The organism is Rummeliibacillus sp. TYF005, assembly GCF_003844195.1.
Classification (GTDB): domain Bacteria; phylum Bacillota; class Bacilli; order Bacillales_A; family Planococcaceae; genus Rummeliibacillus.
Genome location: NZ_ML122546.1, coordinates 12,883 through 28,228, shown reverse-complemented (window position 1 = coordinate 28,228; position 15,346 = coordinate 12,883). Strand labels below are relative to the sequence as shown.

Annotated in this window: 21 protein-coding genes; 6 read left to right on the top strand and 15 right to left on the bottom strand. The window is 31.7% G+C overall.

Annotated features, from left to right (window positions below; genetic code table 11):
- The first annotated feature begins 619 nt into the window (after nt 1–619).
- The gene (locus tag CW357_RS18850) at nt 620–904 is read left to right on the top strand and encodes a DUF5658 family protein (RefSeq protein WP_367269479.1); all 285 of its coding nucleotides are present in this window, start codon (nt 620–622) and stop codon (nt 902–904) included.
- A 369-nt stretch (nt 905–1,273) separates the two neighbouring features.
- Here CW357_RS18850 and CW357_RS05435 read toward each other — a convergent pair whose 3' ends face one another.
- The 6 genes from CW357_RS05435 to CW357_RS05410 form a co-directional block, all read right to left on the bottom strand.
- Nucleotides 1,274–2,239, bottom strand: a complete 966-nt coding sequence (locus CW357_RS05435; RefSeq protein ID WP_124217528.1) for a quinone oxidoreductase family protein — start codon at nt 2,237–2,239, stop codon at nt 1,274–1,276.
- Nucleotides 2,240–2,258: 19 nt separating this feature from the next.
- Nucleotides 2,259–3,491 carry an MFS transporter gene (locus CW357_RS05430; RefSeq protein WP_124217527.1) on the bottom strand — a complete coding sequence of 411 codons (1,233 nt, stop codon included), beginning with the start codon at nt 3,489–3,491 and terminating at the stop codon, nt 2,259–2,261.
- Nucleotides 3,492–3,541: 50 nt separating this feature from the next.
- Nucleotides 3,542–4,138, bottom strand: coding sequence for a DJ-1/PfpI family protein (locus tag CW357_RS05425; protein ID WP_124217526.1), 597 nt, complete (start codon nt 4,136–4,138; stop codon nt 3,542–3,544).
- Nucleotides 4,139–4,158: 20 nt separating this feature from the next.
- On the bottom strand, nt 4,159–4,812 hold the full coding sequence (locus tag CW357_RS05420; RefSeq protein ID WP_124217525.1) for a VOC family protein: 654 nt from the start codon (nt 4,810–4,812) through the stop codon (nt 4,159–4,161).
- Nucleotides 4,813–4,924: 112 nt separating this feature from the next.
- Nucleotides 4,925–5,476, bottom strand: a complete 552-nt coding sequence (locus CW357_RS05415; RefSeq protein WP_124217524.1) for a hypothetical protein — start codon at nt 5,474–5,476, stop codon at nt 4,925–4,927.
- Between the two features lie 26 nt (nt 5,477–5,502).
- Nucleotides 5,503–5,988 carry a GNAT family N-acetyltransferase gene (locus CW357_RS05410; protein ID WP_124217523.1) on the bottom strand — a complete coding sequence of 162 codons (486 nt, stop codon included), beginning with the start codon at nt 5,986–5,988 and terminating at the stop codon, nt 5,503–5,505.
- A gap of 258 nt (nt 5,989–6,246) precedes the next feature.
- Between CW357_RS05410 and CW357_RS05405 the strand changes: the two genes are divergently transcribed.
- Nucleotides 6,247–6,780, top strand: a complete 534-nt coding sequence (locus tag CW357_RS05405; protein WP_119417284.1) for a hypothetical protein — start codon at nt 6,247–6,249, stop codon at nt 6,778–6,780.
- Nucleotides 6,781–7,078: 298 nt separating this feature from the next.
- Nucleotides 7,079–7,516 carry a GNAT family N-acetyltransferase gene (locus CW357_RS05400; protein ID WP_119417283.1) on the top strand — a complete coding sequence of 146 codons (438 nt, stop codon included), beginning with the start codon at nt 7,079–7,081 and terminating at the stop codon, nt 7,514–7,516.
- 50 nt (nt 7,517–7,566) lie between these two features.
- Here CW357_RS05400 and CW357_RS05395 read toward each other — a convergent pair whose 3' ends face one another.
- The 4 genes from CW357_RS05395 to CW357_RS05380 all read right to left on the bottom strand — a co-directional run bounded on the left by CW357_RS05395 (nt 7,567) and on the right by CW357_RS05380 (nt 10,013).
- Entirely contained in the window at nt 7,567–7,935 is a 369-nt protein-coding gene (locus tag CW357_RS05395; protein WP_119417282.1) for a hypothetical protein, read from the bottom strand.
- Nucleotide 7,936: 1 nt separating this feature from the next.
- Nucleotides 7,937–8,527 carry a tetratricopeptide repeat protein gene (locus tag CW357_RS05390; protein WP_164489546.1) on the bottom strand — a complete coding sequence of 197 codons (591 nt, stop codon included), beginning with the start codon at nt 8,525–8,527 and terminating at the stop codon, nt 7,937–7,939.
- A 198-nt stretch (nt 8,528–8,725) separates the two neighbouring features.
- Nucleotides 8,726–9,532: a cytochrome c oxidase assembly protein gene (locus CW357_RS05385; protein ID WP_124217572.1), complete on the bottom strand. Its 807-nt coding sequence runs from the start codon at nt 9,530–9,532 to the stop codon at nt 8,726–8,728.
- Nucleotides 9,522–10,013, bottom strand: a complete 492-nt coding sequence (locus CW357_RS05380; RefSeq protein ID WP_124217521.1) for a DUF2243 domain-containing protein — start codon at nt 10,011–10,013, stop codon at nt 9,522–9,524. The genes CW357_RS05385 and CW357_RS05380 overlap by 11 nt, the downstream gene beginning before the upstream one ends.
- Nucleotides 10,014–10,291: 278 nt before the next feature.
- Between CW357_RS05380 and CW357_RS05375 the strand changes: the two genes are divergently transcribed.
- Nucleotides 10,292–10,783, top strand: coding sequence for a GNAT family N-acetyltransferase (locus CW357_RS05375; RefSeq protein WP_124217520.1), 492 nt, complete (start codon nt 10,292–10,294; stop codon nt 10,781–10,783).
- Nucleotides 10,784–10,812: 29 nt separating this feature from the next.
- On the opposite strand, the gene CW357_RS05370 is transcribed toward CW357_RS05375, so the two are convergent.
- Nucleotides 10,813–11,382 (bottom strand): hypothetical protein, encoded by a 570-nt coding sequence (locus CW357_RS05370; RefSeq protein ID WP_124217519.1) that lies wholly within the window; start codon nt 11,380–11,382, stop codon nt 10,813–10,815.
- Between the two features lie 91 nt (nt 11,383–11,473).
- On the opposite strand from CW357_RS05370, the gene CW357_RS05365 reads away from it, so the two are divergent.
- Nucleotides 11,474–11,932, top strand: coding sequence for a GNAT family N-acetyltransferase (locus CW357_RS05365; protein ID WP_164489545.1), 459 nt, complete (start codon nt 11,474–11,476; stop codon nt 11,930–11,932).
- 165 nt (nt 11,933–12,097) lie between these two features.
- A complete protein-coding gene (locus tag CW357_RS05360; RefSeq protein WP_124217517.1) occupies nt 12,098–12,469 on the top strand; it encodes a hypothetical protein in 372 nt (123 codons plus the stop codon).
- Between the two features lie 39 nt (nt 12,470–12,508).
- On the opposite strand, the gene CW357_RS05355 is transcribed toward CW357_RS05360, so the two are convergent.
- From CW357_RS05355 to CW357_RS05340, 4 genes are all read right to left on the bottom strand, one after another.
- The gene (locus CW357_RS05355; RefSeq protein ID WP_124217516.1) at nt 12,509–13,366 is read right to left on the bottom strand and encodes a PhzF family phenazine biosynthesis protein; all 858 of its coding nucleotides are present in this window, start codon (nt 13,364–13,366) and stop codon (nt 12,509–12,511) included.
- A gap of 1 nt (nt 13,367) precedes the next feature.
- Nucleotides 13,368–13,862: a GNAT family N-acetyltransferase gene (locus tag CW357_RS05350; protein ID WP_124217515.1), complete on the bottom strand. Its 495-nt coding sequence runs from the start codon at nt 13,860–13,862 to the stop codon at nt 13,368–13,370.
- 267 nt (nt 13,863–14,129) lie between these two features.
- Entirely contained in the window at nt 14,130–14,600 is a 471-nt protein-coding gene (locus CW357_RS05345) for a hypothetical protein (protein ID WP_164489544.1), read from the bottom strand.
- A gap of 160 nt (nt 14,601–14,760) precedes the next feature.
- Entirely contained in the window at nt 14,761–15,315 is a 555-nt protein-coding gene (locus CW357_RS05340) for a GNAT family N-acetyltransferase (RefSeq protein ID WP_124217514.1), read from the bottom strand.
- Nucleotides 15,316–15,346 lie beyond the last annotated feature (31 nt).

Genomic DNA, 15,346 nt, shown 5'->3' with positions numbered 1-15,346 from the left:
AGTTTGTTTGCTTACTTTATTGGGGCAATGCTCTAGAATTTTTCCGATTCTTTTACTGAAATACTGTTATTTTTTATAAGACGATAGTGAAATTATTTAATTTCGAGTATTTTTCAAATTTATATATAAATCTAAGGTAAATTTCCTATACTAATAACACCATTCACAGGAGCGTCATCATGATTTCATTCATCCTAACTAGAAACCGATACTTAAAGATTTAATGCATTCATTCAAAGAAAAAGTGTTTTTATCTTTCCTATCAACGTTACTTCTCATTAATTTACCTAGTGTTCTCTATTACACATAAATTGAAGGCTGGCGCACTCTGGAGGCGACCTACTTCTCACGGGTTAGCTTGATCCCAAGTAGCCTTGAAATTGAGCTATTTCCGCGAACCAATCCAAGAAAAATCTTTACAATGTGATGTATTTAATAGTCGGCGTAGGAGTCATGATTGGGCTTTTGGCGATTAATGCAAAAGAGTTCATTAATTTTGTTTAATAACTTGATAAAAAAGAACATCCTATGGAGAGTTTGAAAGAAAAGTGCGACAAGGAGAGCTTGCGCTTATAGCGAGGAGTGATATACAACGATTCATTTGTTCGATATCAAAAGGATGCTGTTGGTCATTTTGGTGTTAAATCTAATAGATGGCATTTGTACGGCTTGGGGACTCAGCAATCAATGGATTGAAGAAGCGAACCCACTGTTGAGTTCGTTTTCGCCCTTAACGATTCTTGGAATAAAGGTTTTCTTATCTGGTTTCATTTTGTTTTTGTGGAAATCAAATTTCCCTACAAGGTTAACGAATGTTTGGCGTGTAGTACTTTCTTTCATCATGTTCTTATATAGCGGGATATTCTTTCTACACATGACATGGATGGTTCTTGTGCTAATATAATTTGTTAGAAATATAGTCCCTCAATAGACTATAAATCTGTGAATTAAGATACTACACCAAATAATCTATATATGAATTCAATCTCGCTTTTGACAGACTTCTCCCTTTTGGGAAGTTGTCCTTTTCTGAACGTATGTATAAGATATAGATAATTTGTTTGGTTGTTCGAAATGTTTTTGTTCCAAGCATAGAACTATCTGTTTCTTAATTTATCCTACAAGGATGCGCTATATGAATTGCTCTTTCTTTATAGCCAAGTATACGCGGTGAAGTTTTCCTAACAACCAAAGGCAAAACAATTTAATAGTTTTAAAAGAATTAGGGGCTGATCCACTCATTTTGTTAGCCCCTAAGCCTTATATCAAATCATCATACCTTCAACAAAATCTTGCCTTGATATTGACGGCTTTCCATTAAATCATGAGCCTTAGGTGCATCACATAATTCAAATATACGTGCAATTGGTAGTTTTAATAAGTCTTCTTCAAATAGTTTACATACCTTTTCAGCAACAGGTTTTAAACGTTCAGGATGGTGCTTTCTAGTTGTTCCTAAACTGAACCCTTTTACATTTCTACAACTAGAATGAACATCACTCGTTTTAAAGTGTCCTACTCTCCCACTACTATTTCCAAATTGCACAAGTGTCCCATAGAACGCTAAACACTCCATGCTTTGACTTGTCACATCACCAGCGACAGAATCGAAGATAACATTGGCACCTTCTCCATCTGTCAAATTTAATACAGTTTCAACAAATGTGTCATATGTAGTCACTACGTCTGCACCTAGTTCTTTTACATAGGCTTCTTTTTCAAAATTTCCTACTACACCTATAATTCTTTTTACTTTTGCTAGTTTTGCAAGTTGAACAAGCATTGATCCTACTCCACCGGCAGCACTATGAATGACAACTGTATCTGTTTCTTGTACCTGTCCTATTTCATGAATAAGTATGTATGACAATATTGCAACTGTTGGAAAAGTTGCAGCAATATCAAATGACAAAGCATCAGGAATTTGATAAACGAGAGCGTCTTTTGCAACTACATATTCTGCGTAAGAGCCATTTTTAGGAAACGCAATCACTCGATCCCCTTTTGAAAAAGAACTATTTTCACCCACCTCCTCAATTGTCCCAGCTACATCTAAACCTAAAACCATTGGGAAATTTCCTTTAGCTTTCTTTCCCGTTCTATTTTTTACATCTGCAAAATTCACGCTTGTAAAGGCTGTGCGAATTAATACTTCATCCTCACCTAATACAGGTTTTACTACATCTGTATACTTTAATACATTTGAATCACCGAATTCATTTTGAATAACTGCTTTCATCATTATTCCTCCCTCGTATTTATCTCTCTAGGGTGTTCTTTATTGGTTCATTATTTCTTAACGAATTAATCCCCATCAAACCAATAAGTACAATAACTCCTCCTCCGACTAAAAATATACTAGTTGTAGAAAGAAGAGGTAACACACTACCAATGACCATTAAAGATAACGTATCACTAGTATAATTAATAGATGATGATATGCTGAACATTTTGCCTAACATATTGCTAGGAGCATGCTTTTGGATGATGACAATTCTTGCAAGGCCTTCACTCGCCTGACCTATTCCAATAATAATTGCGGCTAAATAGATCACAAAAATCGTTGGTGATAACCCCATTATCAATAAACCACTACCCCATAGAGTGATTCCTATATTAAAAACTATTATTGGATTAAAACTTTTCAGTGTACCTAGACTAATAGAAGTCGAGAATGCTGCAGCACCAAGTATCCCTGTAATAATCCCGAAAGTTGAAATATCTTTACCTAAATTGGAATCTAAATAAATGGGCAATCCCACACGCCATAATCCTGTATTGATCAGTATACTGATTCCTTGAACAAATACAATGAAGAGAATACTTCTATTTGATGTTAAGAAAGATAAAGTAGATTTAATTTCGCCTATTGTTCCTTGTTCACTTTGATTCGTATCAAAATGAGTATGATAGTTAATCAGTAAATGAAAGATAATCGATATACTTATTAAAATAAATGCTAGTGTTAGAATATGAATTTGATATGTAAACTTAACAACTATACCTACTGAAGCTGGAATTAGAATACTAGCACCACGTTGAATTGAATCTAAAAGGGCGTTACTTCTTTGTAATTTAATATTCGTAACTAATTCTGGCAACAAAGCTCGAAAACTAGGTTCTGCAAAACAATTTAGAACACTTATTAAGATTGCTATACAGATTAGTAAAACATAATTTAGAACCCCGGAAAAATACATAATCGGAATAGCACCAATTAAAATCGCAATTAGAAAATCACAATTAATCATTAATCTTTTTTTGTTCCATTTATCAGCTTTCACGCCCCCATAAATACCTAAAATAATAAATGGCAAAGTTTCAGCCATAACCATGAAAGACAAATACAATGGTGAATTATTCGTTAACTCCATCGTTAACCAAATTAGTTCCAAGCTAAATAATATTAAAGAGCTTCTTTTAAAGAATCTACCCATTAATAAAAAGATAAAATTTCTCTCACTTAAAGTATGTTTAAATGGAAGTTTCAATTGCAAGCATCCTTTCCGGTAAAGTTTACAAGTCTATTAATAAGATTGTTTTACTTCGATGCATAAAAAGTTAACTCCTCTTCTGAATATGGTGGTTCTTTACGAATACCAGAAAATAATGACTCATCAACAGGTATATTGAGCATTTGACCAACCTTAATCGCAAATTCACGATACGCGAAGGCGATTGCTGTAATGATATTCTTATCTACAGTAATTGGTTGCCGAACAACATTCCTTTTAGAAAGAAATTCAAACATATCAAATGCTTCCTCAAACAATCCTGAACTAAATTTTGTGTCTTCTAACAATCCTGCTTTCGCTAACAAAACAGGAGAACTTGAAATACTTGCTATTAGAATATTCTTATTATTTTTTAGACTTTTTAAGAATTGTATATTACGTTCATCTTCTATCGCTTCTTTAAAATCAATCATTCCCGGTAAGACAAGTACATCATATTCAGCTTGATTGAATTCAGCAAAGGTCTTATTAGGAATAACTTGGATATAATCCTCACTCATATAAATTTTATGTTCTGCACCGAACACATCCAACTGCTTATTATGAAACATAAACAATGACGTGAGACAGGTAACTTCTTGTAATGAAAAGTTTGGATATATCATAAGTGCTGCTTTTTTCACTATATTTCCCCCTCTAAGACTCAATTTTCACTAGAGTTAATAACGCCTCGATTTGTTTTAATGAGTAAAGGTGCTACGATTCCTTTCTTGTCTGAGAAAATCCATCTTCTCCCCACAGGCGCTACAATTATATAAACCCCATCTTCATATTCACCCATAAAGTTTAGGTATTGATCATACGAAATTGGTTCATTATTTTTGGATGATATACCTAGTTTCTGAATCTTTTCGATATTCTTTTTAATATCTTGTGAGGTTAATCCAATTTCACTTATATTGACAACATGCATAGGGGTAAATGTTTCTTCAGTTGCAGGTGCAGTTGTTTCTCTAGCAATGTACTCTACAATATTGCCTGCAGGATCTTCAAAGTAAAATGATTTCGCTTTCGATTCAACAAAGTGTACTTCATCTTCACCATCTTCTGTTGCTAAAGATATTCGTTGTTGAATCCATTTTTTTGCCTCATTAAAAAGATTAGGTGGAATATTAAATGCAAAATGATAATAATAAGAATTGTTTTCGTCCTTATGCAAAGTTAAAATACTACTGCCTGTTTGAAAATTTGCAACTATATTATTTTCAGAAATACATCTAAACTCCAAAATATTTTTATAAAAAGAAACTGTTTCTTCGTAATTCGAAATATAAAGCTCAATTTGTTCAATTTTCACATTAATCTCCCCCTTTTTCCCTATCATAAATTGGAAACGGAAGGATTAACATACATCATTAGATTGAACTTCAAGTTTAAGATTCAAAACTATAAATCTGTACTTACTATATTTAAAACATTATTTTTGTTTTCTTTTTCTTCGGCCATATAAAATAAGAAATCGTAAAAAGAAAATCAATGCCTAGTACTAGCGCCCATATTTTAATCACATCAAGTAGTGCTTCCGTTCGTGTTGTATCTTTTATTAAGCTAATCATCATTATTATTAAGCCAGCACCAAGTAGAAATGATAATATGTGCTTACTAAAACCTTTTAAATAATGCAATGCATAATCCATTCCGGATAACACAACTGGCTTTGTACCTTCCTTTTTAACATAGAAAAGGAATCTCTTATCTGCCCAATCAATCATACTTTTTCCAAATCCAATTGATATACCGATATAAACGGCAGCGATACCATGCGATACTGTCGCAGTAGCACCACGATATAAATCGAAAGTTGTTATGATTAATAAAATCAAATCAATAACAGGTGTTAAAGCCATTAAGAATAGCCCTAATTTTTTTCGATTGAACACATATCGTGTGACAAGTCCTAAAATAATAACAATCCAAAACATGATTTCACATGCTACAATCATCCATGCTACAAAATTCAAAGAAACCCTCCATATCTAATTATTTTCTATAAGTCTTTATATAATATCTCCCCAGGTAAACCATCAATCTCGCATACCTTTAGAGAATGAAAACCTAAGCTTATTAATATTTTCCTCGATGCTACATTATTTGGGTCAATAATGGCAGTCAATTTTTTTAATCCATCTTCTTTTGCTTTTTCAACTAAGGCATTAGCTATTTCACTACCAAATCCCTTTCCCCAATATTTTGGTAGGAGCATATAGCCTATTTCCGCTTCATTATCATTATCTTTATTGATAGTTAGATTACCTGAACTTAGAAATTCATTTGTGGCATTATTAAAAACTTTGAAGCTTCCATACTTATCAAAAAGTGCTTTTTGTTTAATCATTTTATTGAATCTTTCCCTAGCAACTTCTAATGGAATGGCCTTTTCAGTAATCATGGCCATTACCTTTTCATTTGAAACCAACGAATAATAAAGTTCAAAATCATTTACAATAAATTTAGCTAATTTAAGATTCGACAATTTATTTAATCCTTTCTATAAATTTCCTATTTTAAATAGATAATATCTATTATAGTATAAAGATGGTTTTAAGTTTCAAAAGAATATTCTATAATTATTTAATATCTTATTGCGCTCTTCTTTTTTTGTTTATATAGACTATCGAGGTCTGTAATTTTAATAAAAATCAATTTTTATTATTAAAAATATGAACGATTTACATAATATTCGTATTTTGAATCAGCCTAACTATAAATAATTTATATAGAGGTGATTCGAATGAATAAATACTTCGTTTTTCTGTTTACATTTATGCTCACTTTTTTCTCACTCTCATTTTCATCAAATGCTGATTCAACAAGTGATGACATTGAGTTGTATTATTACGACATCGGCTATAAAGATGTGGCAAATGCTGTTATAGATGGTCAAAAACATTTCAAGAAACAAATATCTTTGCCATCAAAATTGCCGGAAGTAACGTTTACACATGCTTTTGGCCGGATGAATGACTTAGAAGGTGATGAAAGTGATGAATTAGAGTTTACTTTTTTACACGAAGACAAGGCACAAAACCATTTTAAAATTCTCATTAAACCAGTGAAGTATCAGCTTCCTTTTGAAGAAAAACATATTAAGCAAAAGATCAAACTCAATAATGGAGATGAAGCTATATATAGTAAAAGGTTTACTGGATTTGATACTATTGCTTTCGAAAAAAATGGATTTCAATATCTATTAAGCATGGATGAAGACTGTGGGAAGAAAATGTCTGTTGATGCACTAATTGATATAGCTAACTCCATTAAGTAAAACAATTCAATTAGTGTTGTGACCTTATCCCTACATTTGGACATTTAGGTTATTACAGAACTGAATATAGATGAAATTAAAAGAAAGACTTGACTCAACACCTTTTGTTGAATCAAGTCTTCAAAATTTTGATGATTTATAATATAGTTTATTGTATTATTCATTTGCAATTAAACTTAAAATTGTATAAGATTTTGTCTATGCAATTATAAGCTTGTTATTTGGTATGCTCATTTACTAAATTACCTTTTAAGCATAATAGTCAATTTTAAATACAATTACCAATAAAGGAGAAGCCATGGACATTTTAATAAGACCTATTAAGAGAACTGATTATAGTAAGCTCAAACCGTTATTAGATGAGTTAGGTTATCCTTCTTCAGCTGAGGATATTACTAATCGTTTTATTGAATTACAGAAACATCCTGATTATGAGGGTTTGGTAGCCATAAAAAACAGGCAAATCGTTGGTTTCGCAGGAGTTTGTAAAGCTTATTACTTCGAAATGACAGGTAAATACAGTAGAATCTTAGCATTTATCGTAAGGTCAAAAGAACGTCAACAAGGTATTGGAACAAAATTACTAAAATCATGTGAGCAATGGGCTATCGATCAAGGTTGTAATGCAATCACACTTAATAGTGGTAATCGTGAAGAACGTCAAATTGCACATACTTTTTATAAAGGAAATGGCTATACTGGAAAAAGTACAGGGTTTGTTAAGAAACTTACTTAATCCATTAAATGAATAAATCGTACATATCATTGATCAATAAGACGACTATCTCACTCTAATAAATCTGATATTTCATTTTCTGTAATTGGTTTATTTAGTGAATAGTAAATGTCATTGATTTCAATTCCATCATCTAAAAATGTAATAGAAAATTCTTTTTCGTCACTAAAAAGGTTTGCATGATATATATACCCCTTTGTTTTTTCATGATGTTTCATTTTCTTATATATTCTCTCGGTTAATAGATCAACAAATTGTTGTTTATCTTCTTTTAAACTGTATCGTTTACCATTTCTTCCATCAATGACATCTATTTTGGATAATGATTTCACGTCAACAATCTCTTTAAATTCCTTTGAGTTTGTCTGAGTGCAGCCGCTAAGGGTTAAAAGAAATACAAACGCAACTACTTTTTTCATATTATTTTTCCCTTTCATTCTGCACTAAGTTAGAGTTTCTACCTATAAAATCAATTACTTGGCGAGTTGAATAAATTAACGCATCATTTTCTATTTTCTCTCTTATACTGAGTGCATCATGAAGATTATCTTTTGCTAATGTTACATCACCTAATTCTAAGAAACATTTCCCTTTGTGTTGATAAATGTAATGCTTGTAATCTTCTATTTGATATACATTTGATATATTTATAGCATCATCCAACAATTCGAGTGCTTTTTTATGTAAATTCGCATATTTGTATGCTTCACCCAAACGTATCATTGTTATGATCTGCTTCCGTGGTTCATGTTGACTAATGGTTAAACATTTTTGGAAATATTTAATTCCTTCAGTAGGATTGTTTAGTATGCGATATGAGTAACCTAGAAAGCTAAATATACAATATTGTTCATCCATTGTTAGTGAAGTTTCTAGTAAAATCTCTGTCTCTTGAATAAAGATATGAAAATGTGATTTTGAATTTGTTTGTTCCCTAAAATATTGATCCTCATCAAAGAATACATGTTGACTTAACCTATTAAAATCTTTCTTCACTTTTTCTATACTCATGACTACCTCCATCACTAATTTTCAGTAAGTCCTTTCTTGAATAAACCATTTTACTAATATCACGATACTCAGCTATTTTGAGTGATAAAGCCCCAAAAAAGAATATATTATACTAAAAGCTTAAATTTCCTGCTTTAGCAAAGAAAATTTAGGCTTCACACTCAAAATTTCATTGACGATTATTTTTTCAATTACTGATCAATGGGCTAGCATTGTTCGAGGTCGAGTTGCCTTAAACCAATGTAAACAAAGTATGAAAATGATTACGATATCAATAATATCTCCCCCATAATACATGAGCATGCCACCAAGTTCTGCTTGATCTACGGTTACTCCATTAGGCGGGTTCGCATAAATATACTTTGATAGAATACCATGGCCAGCTAAGGCAGCGACTAATACGATTGCTCGGGTTCTAAAAGAAATTCTATGAGGTATTGGATCGATATAAATCATTGATACTGTAAACAAATAACCGGCCAAAAATATATGGAAATGGACAATTAGATGTAAAAGGATATACTCATGCATAAGTGAGAATAGATTGGTAGTGTATAAAATCCAAAGCCCTCCTATGTTAAGAAGGGATGCAACAACAGGATTAGTAATTATACGGAATGGCCAGCTTCTTATAACTTTTGAAAATCTTCTAGCTATTGGAACACTTAACGTTCGTAGTAAAAGTGTCATTGGCGCAGCAAGGACCATAAGCAGCGGCGCAAGCATGCCTAAAAAAAGATGTCCAAACATGTGAGCTGTAAAATCTACATGTGCGCGATTTGCTAAAGGGCCTACAACTGAAAAAGTTGCTAAAATACAACCAAGAGCCCAACAGAAAATACGATGGATTGGCCAAGGTTTGTAACGCTTATTGGATACCACAACAGCAACGATATACATGACCAAAGCCAATACAAACGGTAGTCCCAAGACAAGCTGGGGAATTATTTCGACTATATTGTGGAATTGTGTTCCATTGCTATGATGAATATGGTTATTGATAATCATGCGAGATATCCTTCCTCAATTGATGTCTATCTCTTGTACTTACAAGAAGACGAAGACCATTTATAATCATTAAAAACGCCAATATATTCCATATTAAATCGTAAATAATTACATTCTCTACATAACGAATTTGGTGTATCTCCATTATCTTGTGTTGAATGGTACCGTCATATAATTGAAATCCGCCAGAACCTGTAAACACTCCTCCTAACCATCTCTTAAACCACAGTGCATTTCGTCGCCTGAGATCTGCGAAAAGAAATAATCCTCCAATAGTTGCAAACCAACTAAATGCATGAAATAGTCCGTCTGAAATGAGTCCAATATCAGTTGTGGATTTGTCATAAAAATGATGCCATCGTAGAAGTTGATGAAAAACTGTCTCGTCTATAAAGGCTGCTAGCCCCATTCCAAATAGAACTCCAGACCACAAATTACGACTTAAATAAACAGATTGAACATTATTTTTGTCAGCCATTTTTTACTCCCTTATAACATAATTATCTATATTCAGTGTAACCTCCAATTTTCCTAATTAAACAAGGCTATTCAGGATTATCAGAAAAATGGCCATCTATTTTCTTAGTTAACGCTTGCTCAAATACTAACAATCTATCAAATTCAAAGTTTATTATTAATTTGTAGGTCTGACTTTTTTATCACCATACAAAATAAACCGAATTATTTTATTTCTATTTACTTACCAATTAACAAGTGATAGAATTTTCAATTAATATATAATGCGAGGTGATAACCATGAACTATACGATTAGAAAAATGGATAAAAAAGATATATCCGGAGTACAACAGGTGGCCAAAACAAGTTGGCATCATACATATGCTGGGATCATACCTTTTGATATTCAAGAGAATTTTTTAAACATGGCATATAATGACGAAAGGTTGCAAAGAAGGTTAGAACTATCGCATATGTTTGTTGCGGTTTCAGAAGGTAAAATAGTTGGTTTTGCTAATTACTCCCCTTTAAAAGAGGATGCAACAGCTGAACTTTCTGCCATTTATCTATATCCTGAATATCAAGGATTCGGCATAGGCACTTCCCTTTTACACGAAGGCATAAAACTTCTAAATGGTGTTAAAGAGATATATATTAACGTTGAACGCGATAACAAATCTGGAAGAGATTTTTATCACGCAAAAGGATTTACAATTGTTTCAGAATTCGATGATAACTTTGATGGCCATATTTTAAAAACTGTTAGAATGGTTTTGAAAGTTTCATCATAACAACTAAAAATGCAGAAATATAGATAATACTATTTCTGCATTACTTTTATTTCTTTATGATCTTGATCATAAGTAATGATATTTTCCGAAGCATCATTTGATTTTATAGCTTTCGGTAATCGATCAATTTTCATAAAAAAATCCTGGTTTGAATTGATATTAGTCGAATATTGATAGTCATAGCTTAATAATTTTACTTTTATAGAGTGGATTTTCCCCTGTGGATTAGAACCATAGACAATACCAAATCGTCCATCTTTGGTATTAACTGTTCGATATTTTAAATGATTTGTTCCATACCCAGCAGATATTATTTGAAATTTCCCGTTCCATCCTTTATCTAGTTTCACTATGCCAAGTTTTTTAGATTTGAATTGTAGAAAACCAATATATGAATTTGAATTGCCTAATTGATGTAACTTAACGTGATTATTTAGAGTGATCTTTTCATTTCCTCTACTTAACCATTCTTCTATATTTTCTGTTAGATGTTCGTCATTTTTCACATTGAAACGATGGTTATAATTTAAAATATAGATAACACCTATAACAATCAATATTCCAATAACAGAAAAGAACACGACTTTTTTATGTTTCATAGTAACCCCCTTATTCACAAGAAATTTATTCCATTAATGTAATTAGTATTATATACTAAAAGAATCAATAAACGAATATGGAGAGATGAAATTGAAGCTATTAGTGAAAATGAATGAAACAGAATTTGAAGAATATATAGGAGACAAAGAAAAAAGATATGCTGAAACTTTAGCATCTCATACATATGAAATCACAGAATCAGCAGATATCCGTGCGAAAAAATCGATACAACAATATTTACCAAATGGTTTTTATACTAAACAACATGAATTCTATAAGATTGTATATAACAGTGAAGATTGTGGTTATGTATGGATTAAGATCGATGAGGAAAAAAAGAGTGCCTTTTTATATGAGATTTTCATCTTTGATCAATTCCGTTCTAATGGGATTGGCACAATGGTAATGAATGAAATTCAAGAATATTTATCATGTAAAGAAATTCAATACTTTAAGCTACATGTATTTGGGACAAATGTGAAAGCTATAAAACTGTATGAAACACTGGGATTTGAAGTAGCTGGGATTAATATGTACAAAAAAATTTAATCATTTATAAGTTGCCCCCGAAAAATTCATCCTATTAGGTGGCAAGTACATTTCATAAGATGTACAAATAGTATTCCTAATCCAATAAAGAACCCGTATATTCCGTATACCCTGATATTTTTTCCATTTTATCCCTCCAAATGATATTTTGAAAGGATTATTTTTATGAAATTATATTGGCAAGCTTATAAATATATTTTAAAAAAGGATATAATGTTACTGATTATAGCTTGTTTTATGTTATTTTTTACATTTGGTCTTTGGCTCGGCATACCTGTGTGGGTTATATCAACCTATGTAGAAAAGTATACAAATAATATTATTCTTGTGATTATAATTGTTCCTATATCAGTTGGAATATTTTTTTCACTATATTTTATGCCTATTAATATCAAAGTCGCTAGAAGAATAGCACATATCAAAAAAAGCAGCACATGGAAAATATTACTCAAAATTGAGAGTGTATTTGTCTTGATGATTGTTATTATTTTTATTTTAATAGTTTTTATTATTCTTTTATTGAATCAATTATTATGAAAAGAGCCATTGCAACTTGTTACGTATTCGATGAAATAATTAGTAGATTTCCCCTTTTGTTAAGATTACAGCGTTCCCACCTACTATAACAGTTGGATATCTTTTATCCACAATCTTTGCAACAATTGTTGACGGTCTCCCCATACTGTATCCTTGTAGGAAAGTATATTCTTTGTCAAAATCATTTAATACTTTGTTCTTGAATAGATAATAGGTTAGTGCACCAGTAGAAGTGCCTGTAGCTGATTCCTCATTAATCCCATAAAGTGGACAGAAGTTTCTGGATTCTGCTATTCCTTTACTACAATCAAGTGTAAATGCATGAATTCCACCAATTGCATTATTTTCTGTGTATTTAGCAATTGCTTTAAAATCAGGTTTTAATGCATATAGTGTTTCTTTTGTTTTTATCGGTAGCATAATATCCCAAAGACCTGTGCTTGCGGCCTGAGGTACTAGATGGAATTCTTTACTACCTATTTGATCTTTATCAATGCTAAAAAGATTTGCCAAAGCCTCATAATCTTTAAATAATCCCCCTAACTTTGGCTTATCTTGTTCCATCAAAAAGAATGAACGATTGACTTCAACTGGAAGTATCCCTGCAAGTGTTTTCATAAAATATGTATGATTTTCCTTAATATCATTGTTATCTAATAATGCTTTAAAGGCTGCAATTGTTGCATGACCACATAGTTCAACTTCATTTGTTGGTGTAAAGAATTTTATTTCAAAAGTATTATTATTTATGTTCTTAACAAAGGCAGTTTCAAAAAAGCGAACTTCTGCAGCAAATTTTTGCATGAACTTTTCATCTAAATCTTTATGAATTACTACTCCTGCTGGATTTCCACCAAATTTACTTTCTGTAAATGCATCAATTACATAATAGTCCATACTATTTCCCCTTTTCCATTGTTACTGTCGCCATTGTAAAACCCGTTGGACTAGTTGTGAGTTCCTCTTTTGTAATGTGATAGCCAAGCTTGTTATATAATTGAATATTATCTTTTTCAGATTTTCTAACTTTGCATTGGACACATTTAAAATTCTCTTCAGAGGCTACTTTTTCAATATAAGTCACTAATGCCGAAGCAATACCTTTTCCTTGATATATAGGCAGTACCGATAATCTAGAAAAATATAAAAAATCTTTTTGGTTCTTTACTTTAACAACACCAACTAATTGTTCTTTTACATAAGCTCCAAAAATACGTATGCCATTTTCTAAATTTTCTTCGATTGTCATACTTGTTTCAGATAAAGCACTCGAAGGCATCGGATCAGATTCGTATCGTTTAAATGCTGCATGAATAACATCAATTATTTGTTTTGAGTTTGTTACGGTTTGGATACTCTCAATAAGATTTAATTCTTTTTGGTTGATTTGCATAATAGCCTCCTAATTTTTTGAAATATTTTGCAAGTTCCCTTTGATTATATAAAAGATTAGTGATCTTCTGAAATTTTTATTCGCTTTTGACAAGAACTTATTTGCTAATTAGGAGGTTTTATTCGCTCCTGCAGTCAGTTTATTCGCTCGAAATGAAATTGAATTCGCTCTTTCGAAAATTTAAGTCCTTATAGGAAGGCAACTTAATAAGAAATCCAGCTCAATAATCTGGTCCTTTTGCTAAGTAGCGGAGTCGATGGAATGGTACTACTCAACTTCTATAACAAATGCATAAGAAGCATCACCTTTAGACATATTCGAATCTTTTTCATCCGTCCATCTAACTCCATATGAATAATAATAAATACCTTTTTTCATGGGTGCTTTTATCTCGTTATCTATTATTTCTATATCCGATACTTTGTTGTTCATAAACTGTTCTACCGTAAATTCTGTTGGTTTAGGTTCATAGTCCATCAGGAATGATATTGTTTCACCAGGTTTCACCTTAATAGGATCTTTTCCTTCTAAAAGTTTAACTGGTCCAACAGTATCAACACATCTTGCTTTATTCGTTTCTTTCCAACAATAAGTTCCTAATTTCGTTTCATACTTTTCATTTCCGATTTGAAGCCATACTTTTGGTGGCTTTCCATCAGTCATCTCATTATCATTATTAGAACACCCTATTAGAAAACATCCTACAAGAATTACTAAAACAAACATCCACCTACTCATATAACACCCCTTTTAATTATTAACCAATTTCTATGAAAATCACTGTCTTAGTTTTCTTTTTCTCAGGAGCTTCTTTCCTCTTGGGTTATAAGTAAAGGTAACTAAAAAAATAATAGCTATAACGCCTTTCTGATTAATCTATTTTAATCCCCTTTGTTGATCAAGCTTTCGTATTCTGCTCCCACTCATTAGCTAGTAAACTATAAGTAACAATATCTTCATAATGATCGTATAGCCATTGCCCATGTCTTTTAATGCCTTCTTTTACAAAACCTAATCTTTCAGGTATTGCTATGCTTTTATGATTATTTACTGCACATTGAATTTCGACCCTAGTTAAGTTCAAATTTTTAAATATGTATTCCAATAAAGCTGTTATTGTTCTTGTAATAATTCCCTTCCCTTGAGCCTCTTCAGCAAGAAAGTAACCTATACTTGTTGCTCTATTATTCCAATCTATATAGTGAAGTCCAACCATGCCGACTAATTGATCATGGTATAGAATCCCTGCATCAAAACCGTTATTATTGGCATAATTACTGATCCAAATCGGAATAATTGGTTCAAAATCTTGAGCAGACTTCCTTTTATCTACCCATAGCAACCATTTTCTTAAATGTTCTCGATTAGTATCTATAAGCTTGAATAATTCTTCCTTATGATGTTGTTGTAATAATACAATAGAAATTTCTTCATCTACTTTAAATGAAAACACAAATATCCCCCTTTGTAATTCCCAACTGATT